Annotated in this window: 15 protein-coding genes; 2 read left to right on the forward strand and 13 right to left on the reverse strand. The window is 73.1% G+C overall.

All coding sequences use genetic code 11. The features are described from left to right. Positions 1–346 precede the first annotated feature (346 nt). The gene (locus E2C05_RS20510; RefSeq protein ID WP_133221522.1) at positions 347–724 is read left to right on the forward strand and encodes a c-type cytochrome; all 378 of its coding nucleotides are present in this window, start codon (positions 347–349) and stop codon (positions 722–724) included. 114 nt (positions 725–838) lie between these two features. Here E2C05_RS20510 and E2C05_RS20515 read toward each other — a convergent pair whose 3' ends face one another. The 6 genes from E2C05_RS20515 to E2C05_RS20540 form a co-directional block, all read right to left on the reverse strand. Then, positions 839–1,819 (reverse strand): MBL fold metallo-hydrolase, encoded by a 981-nt coding sequence (locus E2C05_RS20515; RefSeq protein WP_133221523.1) that lies wholly within the window; start codon positions 1,817–1,819, stop codon positions 839–841. Beyond that, a complete protein-coding gene (locus E2C05_RS20520) occupies positions 1,816–2,880 on the reverse strand; it encodes a ketopantoate reductase family protein (protein ID WP_133221524.1) in 1,065 nt (354 codons plus the stop codon). The genes E2C05_RS20515 and E2C05_RS20520 overlap by 4 nt, the downstream gene beginning before the upstream one ends. A 44-nt stretch (positions 2,881–2,924) precedes the next feature. Further along, a complete protein-coding gene (locus E2C05_RS20525; protein WP_133221525.1) occupies positions 2,925–3,359 on the reverse strand; it encodes a hypothetical protein in 435 nt (144 codons plus the stop codon). Between the two features lie 64 nt (positions 3,360–3,423). Continuing rightward, positions 3,424–4,170, reverse strand: coding sequence for a DUF7168 domain-containing protein (locus tag E2C05_RS20530; RefSeq protein ID WP_133221526.1), 747 nt, complete (start codon positions 4,168–4,170; stop codon positions 3,424–3,426). 303 nt (positions 4,171–4,473) lie between these two features. Next, positions 4,474–5,292, reverse strand: a complete 819-nt coding sequence (locus E2C05_RS20535) for a calcium-binding protein (RefSeq protein ID WP_133221527.1) — start codon at positions 5,290–5,292, stop codon at positions 4,474–4,476. A 299-nt stretch (positions 5,293–5,591) separates the two neighbouring features. Beyond that, positions 5,592–6,017: a hypothetical protein gene (locus E2C05_RS20540; RefSeq protein ID WP_133221528.1), complete on the reverse strand. Its 426-nt coding sequence runs from the start codon at positions 6,015–6,017 to the stop codon at positions 5,592–5,594. A 161-nt stretch (positions 6,018–6,178) separates the two neighbouring features. Here E2C05_RS20540 and E2C05_RS20545 point away from each other — a divergent pair, with 161 nt between their 5' ends. Continuing rightward, positions 6,179–7,369 carry a sulfotransferase domain-containing protein gene (locus E2C05_RS20545; RefSeq protein ID WP_133221529.1) on the forward strand — a complete coding sequence of 397 codons (1,191 nt, stop codon included), beginning with the start codon at positions 6,179–6,181 and terminating at the stop codon, positions 7,367–7,369. A gap of 44 nt (positions 7,370–7,413) precedes the next feature. Here the strand turns inward: E2C05_RS20545 and E2C05_RS20550 are convergent, their stop codons facing one another. The 7 genes from E2C05_RS20550 to E2C05_RS33225 all read right to left on the reverse strand — a co-directional run. After that, positions 7,414–8,145 carry a phosphocholine cytidylyltransferase family protein gene (locus E2C05_RS20550; RefSeq protein ID WP_133221530.1) on the reverse strand — a complete coding sequence of 244 codons (732 nt, stop codon included), beginning with the start codon at positions 8,143–8,145 and terminating at the stop codon, positions 7,414–7,416. Next, positions 8,142–8,738 (reverse strand): gamma-glutamyl-gamma-aminobutyrate hydrolase family protein, encoded by a 597-nt coding sequence (locus E2C05_RS20555; RefSeq protein ID WP_133221531.1) that lies wholly within the window; start codon positions 8,736–8,738, stop codon positions 8,142–8,144. The genes E2C05_RS20550 and E2C05_RS20555 overlap by 4 nt, the downstream gene beginning before the upstream one ends. Then, positions 8,735–11,071 (reverse strand): PEP/pyruvate-binding domain-containing protein, encoded by a 2,337-nt coding sequence (locus tag E2C05_RS20560; RefSeq protein ID WP_133221532.1) that lies wholly within the window; start codon positions 11,069–11,071, stop codon positions 8,735–8,737. The genes E2C05_RS20555 and E2C05_RS20560 overlap by 4 nt, the downstream gene beginning before the upstream one ends. Then, positions 11,064–11,849 (reverse strand): class I SAM-dependent methyltransferase, encoded by a 786-nt coding sequence (locus tag E2C05_RS20565; RefSeq protein WP_133221533.1) that lies wholly within the window; start codon positions 11,847–11,849, stop codon positions 11,064–11,066. Before E2C05_RS20565 ends, E2C05_RS20560 begins: the two co-directional genes overlap by 8 nt. After that, positions 11,846–12,385, reverse strand: coding sequence for an adenylyl-sulfate kinase (locus E2C05_RS20570; protein WP_133221534.1), 540 nt, complete (start codon positions 12,383–12,385; stop codon positions 11,846–11,848). The genes E2C05_RS20565 and E2C05_RS20570 overlap by 4 nt, the downstream gene beginning before the upstream one ends. Positions 12,386–12,441: 56 nt before the next feature. After that, positions 12,442–14,352 carry a PP2C family protein-serine/threonine phosphatase gene (locus E2C05_RS20575; protein ID WP_133221535.1) on the reverse strand — a complete coding sequence of 637 codons (1,911 nt, stop codon included), beginning with the start codon at positions 14,350–14,352 and terminating at the stop codon, positions 12,442–12,444. Between the two features lie 5 nt (positions 14,353–14,357). Continuing rightward, the coding region (locus E2C05_RS33225) for a hypothetical protein (RefSeq protein WP_205082920.1) at positions 14,358–14,539 on the reverse strand (182 nt) is incomplete at its 5' end.

A 14,539-nucleotide genomic window follows, 5' to 3' on the forward strand; every position in this document is an offset into this window, starting at 1 on the left:
GGCGCGGCGCTGCCGGCCCGCGGCGGCGATGCGGCGGCGCCCCGCGCAGTCCCGCGATCGGTCCCGGCTGGCGGGCCGGCATGGCGGCGGCTGCATCGACGCCGCCTGGCCCGGCCGGGGGCAAGGCCCTTGCGCCCCCTCGGTCCCGGCCAAGGCCGCCCCGGGCTTCGCCCTTCGGCCGGGTTGTCCGCCTGCCGGCCGCAAGCTACAGCCGGACCCGCGGTGCCCTATCTGACGCGGAGCGTGACGCCGCTCTGCCACCGAGGCGCGCCAGCGGCGCGGCCTTCGCCCGCGGGCGCGACCCGCCCTGGCCGGACGGGCACGACCCGAGGAGGAGCCACGCCGGATGCATCGCCGTCTTCTTGCCGCCCTGCCGATCCTGCTCGCCGCCGCCCTGCCGGCCGCGGCGCAGGATGCCGAGGCCGGGCGCCGCGTCTTCAACCAGTGCCGCGCCTGCCACACCATCGAGGCCGGCGGGCGCAACGGCGTCGGCCCCAACCTGAACGCCGTGGTTGGCCGCAAGGCCGGGACGATCGAGGGCTTCCGCTATTCCGCCAACCTGAAGGAGAAGGCGGAAGGCGGGCTGACCTGGGACGAGGACACGCTGCGCGCCTACATCGCCAACCCGAAATCGGTCCTGCCCTCCGGGTCCATGTCCTATCCGGGCCTGCGCAACGAGCAGCAGATGAACGACCTGATCGCCTACCTGAAGGCGAATGGGTGACGGCGACAGCGGCTGGCCGGGCAGCGCGAACGCCGCGCGGCGTGAACCCGCTGGACAGCCACCGGCCCTGAGCGGCCCGCGCCCCGGGCGAAGGGTGGGCCACTCCGGCCGGTGTCAGAGCCGGTAGAGCTTGCCCACGGCGGCCGGCGCCACCGCCGGCTCGCCGAAGGCGCGTTCCAGCGCCGCCACCGCCCGCCAGCCGGTGCAATGCGCCGGGAACAGATGCGCCAGGCCGAAGCCGGCCAGGTCGCGCACCGTCTCGGGGATGATCGCCTCCGTCTCGCCCGAGAGGTGAAAGCCGCCCATGACGGCGTGGATCGGTTCGCCCGGGAAGCTGTCCCGCACATGCTGCAGGACATTGACGATGCCGGCATGGGAACAGGCGGAGAAGACCACAAGCCCCTTGCCCCGCACCCGCACGGCCAGGGCGCGCTCGTCCATCAGCAGCGGGTCGGGCGCCCAGGGCTCGGCTTCCGTCATGCGCGCCACCTGGTTCACCAGCCCGCGCTCATAGCCGGTGCGGCGGGGGATCTCCCCGCTGATCCAGAACAGCCCGTCCAGCAGCGTGTACGGATCGCTCCGCAGCACCGGTCCGGCGCCCATCGCCGCCCAGGCTTCGGGCGGCGGCACCCGGTCCATCGGCAGCACGCCGCCATCCGGCTGGCGGCTGCCGCGTTCGGCGAACATGCCGGGATGCAGGTGCAGCGGCACGGCGCGCCCGCCATTCGCGGCGCGGATCATGGCCAGCGCCTGCGGCAGGCCGCCGGCATGGTCCCAATGGCCATGGCTGAGCATCGCCGCGTCGATGGCGCCGAACGCCACGCCCAGCCGCGTGCCGTTGCGCTCCACCGCATAGTCCACCGGCCCGCCATCGAACAGCAGGGTGCGCGTCCCGCCGGCGCCATGCACGGTGGCGACCAGCGACAGGCCATGATTGGCGCAGCACAGCGCGCCGCCCGCCACCACCTTCATCCCCTGCCGCCGCAGCACCTGCCATTCCCGCGTGATGAAGCTGGGCGTGGTGGACAGGCTGTCGGTGACGTTGTCGACCAGGACCAGCACCTCCAGCGCCTCGGCGGTGACGAGGCCGGTCATGCGTTGATCCCCCGGACATTCTCGGGCCGCGCCTCGATCTCGCCGCGCTCGACGCGCTTGACCACCGCGGTGATGGCGGCGTTGGCCGGCGCCGCCAGCCCGGCCTTGGCGCCTTCCGCCACCACGAAGCCGTTGATCTGGTCGATCTCCGTCTGCCGCCCCTTCAGCATGTCCTGGCCCATGGAGGGGCGCTGCAGCGCGCTGCGCTGCCCGGCCGCCAGCGTCGCCAGGATGGTGCCCTCGGCCTGTTCCAGCGCCGCCGCGTCGCCCGCGCCGGCCGCCGCCAGCACCGCGGGCGGGATCTTCTGGATCGGCTCCAGCGCATAGCCCAGCGCCTGGCCGATCCGGACGGCCTCGGCGCCCAGCCGCAGGGAGAAGCGGCGGATGCGTTCATCCCGGTCGCACTCGTTGCCCGACAGGCCGGTGGCCGCGCTGACGCCGTTGCGCATGACGTTGACGCAGAGCTTCGACCAGCGCTCGCCCCAGAGATTCGTCGTCGCCTGCACGCTGTCGATGGCCGCGATCATCTCGCGCACCTGCTCGACGCGGGCGGTGATGCGGCCATGCGCCTCGCCGACTGCGTAGACCACGCGCTGGGTGCCGCCGAGCGGGACGGTGCGGCGGATCTCGCCGGGCGCATGCAGCTCCCCCGAATAGGTGCCGGCGATGACGCCGAGGGTGCGGCCCCAGCCGACGACGGAGGCGATCGCCGGTTCATTGATGCAGTTCTGCAGGCTGGCGACGAAGCCGCCGGGCGCGAGATGCGGCGCGACCAGATGCGTCGCCCAGACCGTGTCGTAGGACTTCACGCTGACGAAGGCGATGTCGATCGGCCGTTCGCGCGACAGGCGCTGCACGTCCGAGAGGTGCAGCGCCGGCACCTGCACCGTGACGTTCTGGCTCTCCTCCAGCCCCGTCAGCACCAGGCCGCGCGCCCGGATCGCCTCGACATGCGCCGGCCAGGCATCCACCAGCGTGACGTCATGGCCGAGGCGCGCGAGATGCCCGCCCAGATAGCCGCCGACCGCGCCGGCCCCGATGAAGGCGATCCTCGGCCGCATGCCCGTTCCCTCCCGCGATTTGCGGTCAGGCTAGACCTGCGCCCTCAGGCCAGGAAGACCGGCCGCGCCGCCGGGTCGAAGGGGATGCGCGCGGCGCGGAGCGAGGCTGCCAGCGCCGCTTCCGGCATCCGCGCATGCCGCACCAGCAATTGCAGGTACAGGCCGGTGAAGCGCGGGCCATGGCCGTCATTCTCGCCTTCCGCCGTGCTGGTCATGCTGTGCGCCACCTCGTGCAGCAGCACCCAGGTCGGCAGCATGGAAGGCGCCTCGATCGCCAGCCGGGTGGCGCGGGCGACGGTGGCGCGGGCCTGGCGGGGCAGGGGGCGCAGCCGCGGCGGGAAGCGCAACCCCTCCGCGGCCCAGACATGGTCCACCAGGGCCTGCAACTGCGCGAAGGGAACGCGCGACGTGTCGCGGGGCGCGACCTCGGAATCCTCCCAGGCATAGAGGCGGCGCGCCCCTGCATCCCCACGGCTCACCGCCGGGGCTCCGCCCCGGACCCAGCGAAAGGGGCGGAGCCGCCCTTCGAGACCCCCCGCCGGTTCATTTCAGCCTGCCGGCGCCAGGGCCGCGGCCGACGGGCCGATCCAACCCGACCCGGCCGCCGGCCGCCTGGCCGCTGCCATAGGCGCCGCGATCCCGCACCGTGGCGGTGGAATAGACCGTGCGGAGGCGGACCCCGAGCGAGCGGAACCCCTCCTCCACCTTCCGCTCCTTGGCCAACACCAGCGCGGTGGAGGCGCTGGCCGCCGCCGGCGGCGCCGCGACGCGGCGCGCCTCGGCCGCCTGCTCCCGCGCCGCCGTTATCTCCTCCAGCCGCTTGCCCAGCCGGTCGGCGAACCCGTAGCGGAAGCTGCGCAGCCGGCCCTGCGGCGTCGCCCTGCTGCGCAGCCATTCGGCGCTCTCGCGGAACCGCGCCTCCTCCCAGGCCAGCGCACCCTCGGCGACCTTCAGCAGGTACTCGGCCATCTGCACGTCGGGCTCGAGCCCGTACAGGACGAAATCGGCCCGCCCGTCGGTCCAGCCGCGGCATTCGCAGAAGCGCAGCAGCGCGGGGTACATCCAGCGCAGCGCCAAGCGCTGCGGCCCCGTCACCGTCACCCGGCGCTGCACGCAGGCTTCCTCGCGCAGCGCCACCTCGGACATGCTGAGGCCATAGACCTCCAGCAACTCGCCCACCTTGGCGGCGGCGGCCAGCGCCTCGGCCTCGGAGCAGCCGCGCTCCACCGTCCGGGCGGTCAGCGCCCGGATGCGGGCCTTCACCTTGGCGAGCTCGGTCTGCTGGTCCATGCGACGGGAGGTGGCGGCGAGGGGCGGCGCCGGTCAAGCCCCGGCGGCAGCGGCCGGGCGGGTAAGTGTCAGGGCTCCAGGGCGCTGCCTCCGGCGTGTGAATCCACGCTGGTGAAAGGCCGAGCGCGGGTTGCGGGTGTTTCCATCATCCAAGCGCGTCATCATCGTCGGGGCGGAAACGACGCGCGTTGGATTGTGCCGGAATTGCAGGCAAAGCCGAAACTCATTGCCGGGACCGCTTTGCCCGATCATCTCGCTTGCAGAGTTTCAGGCCGGGTGCACGGGCGTTGTCCCGGTTATCGGTCAAAGTAAGAAATTCGCGCCCGTGAGTGGCCCGGTAAACTTGACAAGTGTGAATGAGAATTCGGTATCGGAAGTCCCAAGTGTATTGCCTTCGACGATGGTATTTCCCTGTGAAACATAGATGCGGATCTGGCCGGGTGCAAAAAACTGCGCTCCGCCAATAAAAACAAAAGCCTCGTTAAAGTCGATCCATCCTCTTGCGGCGTCTGTTGTGTCAGCATTGATGCTGGATAGATCAATTCTATCGGTCAGTTCGAATCCATGAATTCGATCGCCTATCGCGTCAAAAGATTGCGCGCCTCTTTGCCCAAATATTGAGCTGATCCATGTAATCCGGTCATTAAAAACGAAGATGTCCGCACCCTGGCCGCCGTAAAGCTCATCGGCTCCCCAACCGCCGGAGAGGACATCATTGCCGCCGTTGCCGAACAAAACGTCGTTGCCGTCTCCGCCATGAAGCGTGTCAGCGACGTCCGCCGGGTCGGCCTGGGACGACCCGCCGTAGATGGTGTCGTCGCCACTGTCACCTGACAGGCTGTCTGATCCTTCGTTGCCGTAAAGAAGGTCGCGGTCGGCTCCACCAAAGGCCGTGTCGTTGCCGACACCGCCGTACAAAACGTCGCTGCCAGCGTCGCCGAAAAGGCTGTCACTGCCTCCGTTGCCGTAGATGGTATCTGCGCCGGCTCCGCCGAAGATAAGGTCCGCCAAGTCGTTCGGGTTGGACTGTTGGCCGCCACCGAAGATGAGCTCGTTTTCGCCGCCACCCCGAAACGTGTCTCGGCCGCTTCCTAGGCTGAAGATCCGCGTCGTCCCTGACACAAGGCTTCTCCCATGTGATCGAAACCGTCAAAAAACTATCTCAGCTTCCATGCCGGGAAAAGCAGTTTGTTACCATAAAAGATATGTCGCAAAATGGACGACCTGATGCCACGGTAATACTTTGCTTGTCGAACAAGTTTTGCGTTCATCGCGGCGATCAGTGGCAGTGCACGATTGCTGTCTTGTCTCTTCCGTTGCCCAGCACTGCCGCGACAGCTTTGGGACGTGGCCATCCTCGGTGGTGGCGATGTGTCCAGCACAGTTCACACCGGCTTTCCGGAAATCTGGCTGCGCCGCCCTCAGCCGCGCCGGTAGGGGTAGCAGGTGACGCGGTCGAGCGTGACGCGCATGTGCCGCGCCAGCGCCTCGATCGCCGGGCCGTAATCCGGCCAGGGATCGCTGTTGGCCTGCCCGACCAGGATGGGGCGGAAGCCCGGGTCGGTGCCGCGCGGGCTGGGCAGCATGGCGGTGACCAGGGCCATCCCTTCCGCGTCCCGTAGGGTCAGGAACAGCGGCATGGTCTGCCGGACATGGGTGGCGCGGCGGATATCCTGCTCGATGAAGGGAATGCCGTCGGGCCGGAAGCTGCGCGCCGCCTCCTCCTGTGCGCGGCGGTAATGCTTCTCCACCGCATGCCGCATCAGCACGGATTCCTGCGCCGCCTCTGCCTCCGTCTCCAGCCGAAACCAGCTTCGACCGTCGGGCGCATCGCAGAGGAACTGCATGGTGGATTCTCCCGGGCGCTGATCCTCGCCAGACTATCGGTCCGGCTGCCGGGGGAGAACCCCGCGCCGCGCCGGGGGTTCGCCCCGCCATTTGCCCTTCGTGAGGATATCCCGGGCGATACCCGGGGCATGGCAGGGCCCAGGACGGGCGGGGGGCAGGGGTGGCGGAAGCGGACGGGTTCGACCGCACGGTGATCGCATCGCCGCCCTTCTCCTGCGGCCTCGGCTACCTGATCGAGATCCTGCTGCGGCTCGACATCCGGGTGGATTTCCCGGGCAAGGACTACTGGGAGCCGGAGGGCGACGGCTTCCGCCTGACCGATGCCGGGCTCGCCCACCTGTCGCTGCATGCCCGCATCGTCGAGACCACGCGCCGCTTCCGCTTCGCCGACCGCCGCGCGGCGCTGGTCGAGCACCGGCTGGACCTGCTGCGCCACATGCCGGCCCGGCGGCGCGCCGTGCTGCTGCTGCGGGACCCGGTGGATGCCGCCTGGTCCTGGTACCGCCGCTGGGAGATCGGCGCCGAGGGCATGGCGTTCGAGGAGTATCTCCGCCGCCCCGGCTATTTCCGCTGGCACCTGCCCTACCGCGCCTTCCAGGCGCCGCCGCTGGCGGTCTTCGCCCTCTTCGTCCGATTCTGGCAACTGGCGGCCGAGGAATTGCTGACCCTGCGATTCGAGGATCTGAAAGCCGACCCGGTCGGCGGGACCGCCCGCCTGCTGGACTGCATGGGCACCGCCCGGCCGGCGGACGCCATCGCCGCCGCGGCCGGCCATGGCAGCTTCGCCAGCTTGCGGTCCGGCGCCGCCGCGGCGGCCTGGGCACAGGTCAACCGCCGGTCCCAGGTGGAGGAATGGCGCGACCGCATGACGGAGGCCGCGCACCATGCGCTGCTGGACGGCCCGCTGATGCGCGGCGTCGCGGCGGAGCATGGCTACCGCCCCGCCGAGGCGATGCCAGACCCCTTCCGCAGCGACCGCCCGGCCTGGCGGATGCTGGCGGAGATCTGCGGCCGGCTGCTGGCGGAGAATGGCGGCGGGCAGGCCGACCCGGTGCAGGTCGCCAGCGTCGTGCAGGATGCGCTGCGCGGCCAGATCCTCGGCCTGCTCAATATCCGCATCCACAACGGCGCGTCCTTCGACCCGGAGCACACCGATGCCCTGGTCGGCGCCATGGCGGCGCTCGACCTGCTGCGGGAGGTCTTCGCCGACCGCGCGCCGCAGCCGCTCTCCCGCCTCTGCCGGCTGTTGACCGGGCTGGCGGCCGTGCTGGCGCAGGGCGCGGCCCTGCCGGAGATGCGGCACGCCGTCCAGCCGCTGCATGTCGTGCCCTATGCGCAGGGGCGGCTCTGACGCCGCCGCCTGCCGGCCCGCCGCGCCGGGCCGGGCCGCGGGCGCTATCCCGCGGGGGCGAGGCGCGCCGCGTAGAAGGCGAGGTCGCTGGCGCTGTCCACCTCGCCCCAGGCGCCCTCGCAGGGCAGGGCCTGAACCGCCTCGCCCGCCGCGATCAGCGCCCGCAGCAGGCTGGTCATGTCCAGCCGGTCCAGCGCCGCCGGGCCGCTCGCCGCGCCATGCGCGGCAATGCGCGCCCAGCCCGCCGGGGCAATGCGCAGCAGGCCCATATACTGGCCCTGCACCTCCGCCAGGCTGCCGGGCCGGCGGCCGATATCGGCCACGGTGCCGTCGGGGCGGAGGAGAAAGCTCTCGGCGTCGCTCAACGGGTCGGCGAAGCGGGCGGACCACAGCGCCTGCCAGTCGGGATCGTAGCTGATGGCGATGTCCGCCGCCGCCTGCATCAGGCGGCGCACCGTGGCGGCGGCGTAGAAGATGTCGGCATAGCTGACGATGCATGGCCCGGCCGCCAGCCAGGCGGCGGCGCGATGCAGCGACGCGACCATGTTGGTCTCCGCCCAGCGCGGGTTGCGGAACAGCGTCAGGCCGCGGCCCTCCAGAGCCTCCGCGCGATAGCCGGCGACCGCCGCGACCTCCGTGCAGCCGGCCGCCCGCAAGGCCGCCACCTGCCAGTCCAGCAGCGGCCGGCCGCCGAGATCCACCAGGCATTTCGGCCGGTCCTCGGTCAGCCCGCCCATGCGGCTGCCGCGCCCGGCGGCCAGGATGATGGCCCTCATCGTGCCTCTCCCCCGAAATGCCCGGCAACCAAAGCGAGGTCGGCGGGATCGAATTCCGGCTCCCGCTCGGGGTGCCACATCAGGCCAAGCCAGCGGCGGCGGCGGTCGCGCACCGCTTCCACCACCCCGTCCTCGGCCAAGCCCCAGGCCTCCAGCCCCGCCGGCACGGTGCGGGCGCCGAGGGCGTGGTAGCTGTTCACGTCCCGCATCCTGCCGTCCAGCCGCACCGCGTGCCGCACCGCGACATGCCCGGCGACCGGCCCCGGCATCTGCCCGGCCAGGGCCAGCAGCACCTGCATGCCGCGGCAGATGCCCAGCACCGGCAGGCCCCGCGTCGCCGCCCAGGCCACCAGCCGCCGCTCGGTCGCGTCGCGCGACGGTTCGGTGCCCCAGTCCTCCCCGCCGGTCAGCAGCAGGCCGGCGGCGCCGGCGCGCGCGGCCAGCGCCTCCGCCAGGTCGGGCGCATTCGGCAGCGGCACCGGCAGCAGGCCGCAGGCGCCGAGGAAGCCGGCCCAGCGCTGGTCCAGCGCATCCCGCCTTTCGCCATGCCGGGGATCCACCGCGATGCGCTGGCTGACCGCGACCGGGATCATCGCAGCACGCGCACCTGGCGGTTGCCGGTATCCACCTCCAGCAGCCGGGCCTGGGACCAGTGGGCGAACAGCGCCTCCCCCGCGCCGACCACCGCCGGCAGGCCGAGCTCCGCCGCGCGGATCGCCATGTGCGAGTTCACCCCGCCATAGGCGGTGACGAAGCCGGCGATCCCGCGGGAGAAGATCCAGTCGAAGCCCGGATCCGCGCTCGGGATCATCACGATGGCGCCGGCGAGGTCGCGGCTCTCGGCCGTCGCCACCCGGCCGATGGCGCGGCCCTGGGTGACATAGTTCGGCTCGGTCGGCGGCAGGGCGAAGTCCCAGACCGCGCCGGGGTCGGTCAGCAGCGGCGGCAGCACCAGGCTGCGGGTGACGGCATGGCGGGCGCGGCCGGCGGCGATGCTCTCGGCCAGCGCGGCGCGCGGGTCGGCGCTGCCGGCATAGAGCTCGGTCACCAGGGCGGCATCGGCATGCGCCATGTCCTCGGCCGAGAAGCCGAGGGTCGCGCCATAGTCGCGCAGCAGCGACAGCGCGTCGGACAGGCTGCGGCTGAAGACGAATTTCGCCTCCTCCCGCCCGCGGATCGCGGCTTCGAGGAAGCCGAACAGCCCGACCACGTCATGCTCCAGCCCGTGCTCGGCCAGCAGGGCGTTGACCCGGCGCATCTGCTCCAGCGTCAGGGCGAAGCGCGGCCGGTCGCGCGGCGGCGCCGTCGCCGCCTCCTCCCAGGTGAAGTAGCGGTCCGGCGCCTCGTCGTAGCGCGGCGAGAGGATGTCGTAGGTGCCGGGCCGCAGATGGCCATAGCGCGCGAGGAAGTCGCCGCGGCCGAGCCGGGCGACATCTTCCGCCATGCGGCCGCTCACCGTCTCCACGCCGGCCATGAACTGCGCCACCTCCGCCTCGGTCAGCACGCCGATGGCGACCAGGGACCGCAGGGTCTGGTTGGCGATGAAGCCGGCGCGGGCGAGGCCGGCGAAGGGCAGGGTGCCGTAGCGCTTGCAATCCTCCAGCAGCCAGTAGACGCGCGACAGCGGGTCGAGATCGGCGCCCAGGATGGCGGCGCGGCGGCGCTCCAGCTCCTCGATCCGGGCGCTGTCGGCGCGCCACAGGCCGGTGTCGCGGCCGATGATTCGGTTGGTCAGGCGGCGCAGGCTGTCGGTCAGCCGGGCCCGCTCCTCCCCGCTGAAGCCGGCTTCCGCCAGGGCGGCGATGCGCTGCGGCAGGTCGAAGGTGTAGCAGGAGAAGACGATCTCGAACTCGACCTTGTCGTGCAGCGCCGGCGTCGCCGCCAGCCGGTCGATGTAGTGGGCGACCAGGCGGTCGGCGAAATCGCCGTCGATATCGGCCGGCAGGAAGGAGTTGAAGCTGACCCGCACATCGACATAGGGCAGGCCGTGGAAGGCCAGCAGCAGCGGGAAGCTGCGCAGGTTGTGGTAGCCGTAATTGTGCCGCTGATATGCCCAGATGGAATCGGTGACGAGGGCACGGTAGAGCGAGAGGGCGAGCGGCCGTGGCCGCACGCCGATGATCTCCGCCGGGTTCCAGTCCGGCATCACGCCATAGACGGTGCGCGGCCCGTGCAGATAGGGGTGCGGCCGGCTGCCGAGGCGGATCTTCTGCTCGATGAGCGCGAGATGCGCGGCATGCGCCTCGGCGTCGAGCGGCGGTTGCGCCAGCACCAGCGGCCGCGCCTGCAGCAGCACCGGCTGCGCCTCGCCCGCCAGGAAGGCGAATTCGATGTCGAGGGCGGGGGTGCCGAGCAGCCCTTCCAGCTCCTCGGCCAGGTCGCGCAGCGCCGCCAGCCATGGCTCCTTCGGCCGGCGGCTCAGGTGGCAGTACTGCGTCAGCAGGTCGGTGCCGGCGCCGCCGGTGACCGCGGCGGTGTCGGCGCCGCGATGCGCGTTGACGACGAGATAGGGCGCGCCGGAGGAGGGTTCGCGGGTGAAGGCGACGCCGCTCAGCGCGACCCCGGCCAGCATGGGCTGCACCAGCACGCGATGCCGCCCGCCGCAGCCGCGACCGTAGGAGGCGATGACGCGGCGGATGGCCTGCGCCAGCGCCGCCCGGCCGCATACATCGGCGACCGAGGCATAGCGCCCGGCCATGGAGGCCTCTGCGCCATCCTCCCCCAGCGCCGAGCTGCGGATGATCAGCGCGCCATCCGCCCAGGGCATGGCCAGGATGGCGTCCAGCACCGCCTCCGCGCCGCGCCGCCACGCGGTGACGGAGAAATGCAGGAGCGGCAGCACGCGCCCGTGGCGCAGCCGCGGCGCCAGCCGCTCCAGCGTCTCCGCCTTGGTGCCGAAGGCGACGGGCGGCGCGGGGTCAGCCATCGCGGCGGCGGGCGCACCAGGCGCGCGTCAGGTAGTCCGCCCGCACCGTCGCCTGGCCCGCCAGGCGGTCGGCGACGAAGCGGAGGAATGCCTCGAACCGCTCGGGCCCAAGCTGCACCTGCAGGTCGTTCACCGAACGCCAGGCGCCGATATAGTGCGCTACCGGCATCTCCAGGCTGTGGCGGCCTTCCAGGTAGACCACGTCCTCGAACCGCGGATGCCGGCGCAGCCTGTCGGTCAGCGTCTCCGTGATGCCCGACCGGCCGGAGGAGACGCGGCGGATGTCGGGCCGCAGCCGCGCCAGCTCCGCCTCGATCTCCAGCAGCAGCGGGCTGTCGTCGAGGAAGCGCGGGTTCCACAACGCGACGAAGCGGCCGCCCGGCCGCAGCACGCGGTGGAATTCCGCCAGCCCGGCGGCGAAATCCACCCAGTGGAAGGAGGAGGCCATGGAGAGCAGGTCGGCGCTGGCCGTGGGCAGGCCGGTCGCCTCGCCGCTGCCGGCGCGCCAGGTGACGCCGGGGCTGCCCGCCTCGCCCTCCCGCCGCATGTCGTCATTCGGCTCCACCGCCGTCACCCGGCGCAGCCCGCGCGCCGCCAGCATGCGGGTCCAGATGCCGGTGCCGGCGCCGATATCCGCCGCCTCGATCGCCGCGGCCGGCTTGCCCACCAGCGCCAGCAGCGCGGTCAGCACGCTGTCCGAATAGCCCGGCCGGTACTTCGCGTAGTCGGCGGCCAGGCCGGTGAAGTCGCCATGCCGCAACGGGCGCAGATGGGTCATCGGCAAGCCTCCCCCAGGCCGAAGCGGGTCCAGATCCGGTCCACCGCCAGCGCGGCGGTGACCGCGCCATGGTTGTCGATGATCAGGTCGGGCGAATCCGGCTCCTCCACCGCCTGGTGCAGGCCGGCCAGGTCGGCCAGCGCGCCGGAGGCGGCGGCGGCGTAGAGGCCCTTGGCGTCGCGCCGCGCCAGCTCCTCGACCGGCACGCGCAGCCAGATCTCCCGGTAGTTCGGGATGTTGGCGCGGTTCCAGCGGCGCACGTCATGGACCATGGAGATGGTGGCGCAGACCACCGTCAGCCCCTGCGCCGCCAGCTCATGGCACAGCCTCGCATAGCTGAAGGCGAGGCGGCGGCGGGCATGCGGCGCATAGTCGCCGCCGGCATCCAGGATGCCGCGCAGCACGTCGCCATCCAGCAGCACGCAACAGCGCCCGGCCGCCACCAGCCGGTCCCGCAGCAGGGCGGCGACCGTGCTCTTGCCGGCGCCCGACAGGCCCGTCGTCCAGAAGACCTCACCCGCGCATGGCGGTCCCATGGGATTTTCCCCGGCTGCTCGGCACGGCCGCCAGCTTGCGGGCCAGGGGTTAATTTTCAGGGACCGCCCAGCGCCTTCGCCGCATCGGGCCGCGCGACCAGCACGCTGGCATCGCCGGCGCGCGCCGCATCCGGCGCCGCCAGCCGGTCCAGCAGCCGCGCCACCAGCGCGTCCGGCGCCAGGTCCGGCGCATCGGCCAGCAGGCCGCGAAGCCCGTCCTGCCCCAGCGGCGCGCCGCGCAGCACCGCCTCCGGCACGCCGCGGCTGACCGCGACCAGGGCGGCGCGCGCCGGCAGGTCCAGCGTCACCTCCGGCACCTTCAGCCGCGGCTGCAGGCCGAGCGGCGGCGCCCCCGGTACCTCCAGCACCCGCGCCTCCCCCGGCCGCAGCAGCAGGACGGGCGGCGGGGCGGCGGCGCGGGCCGCCACCAGCACCTGCGCCCGCAGGTCCAGCACGCCGAGGAAGCCGGTCACCTCCATCCGCTGGTCGTTGTCCCGCAGCAGCAGGTCGGAGACGCGCGACAGCGCCTCCCCCGGGCTGCCGGATTGCGGCGCGATGGCGCGGATCAGCGCCCGGGCGGAGATCGCCAGGAAGGCGGCGCCCAGCCCGCTGCCGCGGACCGAGCCGACGAAGACCGCCAGCCGCCCGCCCGGCGCGTCCAGCCAGAAGGCATCCTGGAAGTCGCCGCCGAATTGCGCGCCCTGCAGCAGCCGCCCGGCCACCGCCACGCCGCTCTCGGCCGGCATGGCCGGCGGCAGCAGGCGGGACTGCATGGCGGCGACGGCGGACAGTTCCCGCTCCAGCTGCTCCATGCGGGATTTCGCCGCCAGCGCGTCGTCCTGCTCGGCGATCAGGGCGCGCAGGCTCTGGTGCTGGCTGCGCACCCGCTCCGCCAGGGCGCGGAAGGCGAGGGCCAGCGCATCCATCCCGGCCGCGCCATCGCCGCCGCCGCGCGCCGCCGCCAGCACCCGGTCCAGGTCGCGCTGCATGGCGCGCCGCTCGCCGGCATCCAGGGTCTCGGCCAGGGCGCCCAGCTGCGCCTCGATGAAGCGCAGCCGCAGGTCGCGGTGCCGGGCATCCGCCCGCAGCCGGCGGCGCAGCGCCACCGCGCCGTCGCGGAACACCGCCAGGGCCCGCGCCGCGCGGCCGATCTCCTCGTCGCGGTCCTGCCCGGGCAGTTCCACGGTCAGGTCGCCCTCGGCCAGCGCCGCCTGCGCCGCCAGCATCATCTCGAGCGGCCGGAAGGCCTGCCGCAGCCAGAGCGCGAGGATGGCGGCCAGCAGCAGCGCCGCGGCCAGCAGCGCGGCCCCGGCCAGCAGCGCGCCGCCGTCCTGGCCCCAGCGCCGGTCGGTCACATCGGCCAGCCAGCGGCGGGCGCCGATCACCTGGCCCGACGCATCGGTCAGCGGCACGGTGCCGATGGCGACCACCCGCTCCCCCGCCGCCAGCGCGACCGTCCCCGGCTCGATGCCCCGCAGCCGCTCCGCCATGCCGGCCAGCGCGCCGGCCTGCGCCGGGGCGGCGAGCAGCCTGCCCTCGGCATCGGTCAGGATGGGGACGGCGCCGGTGGCGGCGGCGGCGCGGTCCAGCAGCGCCGCGGGGTCGACGCCGGCCGCCAGCAGCGTCCCGCCGCCCTCCGGCGCCGGCTGCAGCGCCACCAGCAGCAGGCGGCCGCCCACGCGCTCCAGCCCCTCCCGCGCCGGCTCGGCGCCGGCGGGCCAGCGGGCGGGGTAGGCCGGGCGGCGTTCCAGCAGCGGCAGCGTCTGCCCCTCGCGGGCGGCGCGGCGCAGCGTCTCGGCCGCCATCTCCTGCAGCGCGTGCCAGGCGCGTTCCTGCGCCCGCAACTGTGCCGCCGCCGCCTCCGCCTGCGCCTGCCGCCCCTGGTCGGCGAGGATGCCGAGGCCGAGCAGGCCGGCGATGGCCAGGGCGAGGCCGATGCCGAGGGTGATCTGCCGCCGCAGCCGCATCCGCCTCAGCCCCGGCGGCGCAGCAGCATGGCCGGCAGCAGGGCCAGCGCCGCCGCGACGGCCAGGGCCGGGCCGGGCAGCCAGGGCAGGAGGCCGAGCGGCAGCAGGATGCCGAGCCCGCGGGCCAGCGCCGCCAGCAGCGCCGCCTGTCGCGGTGCCGCCGCCGCGCCCGTCTCCGGCACGGCCA

It is taken from the genome of Paracraurococcus ruber, assembly GCF_004353985.1.
Taxonomy (GTDB): Bacteria; Pseudomonadota; Alphaproteobacteria; order Acetobacterales; family Acetobacteraceae; genus Paracraurococcus; species Paracraurococcus ruber.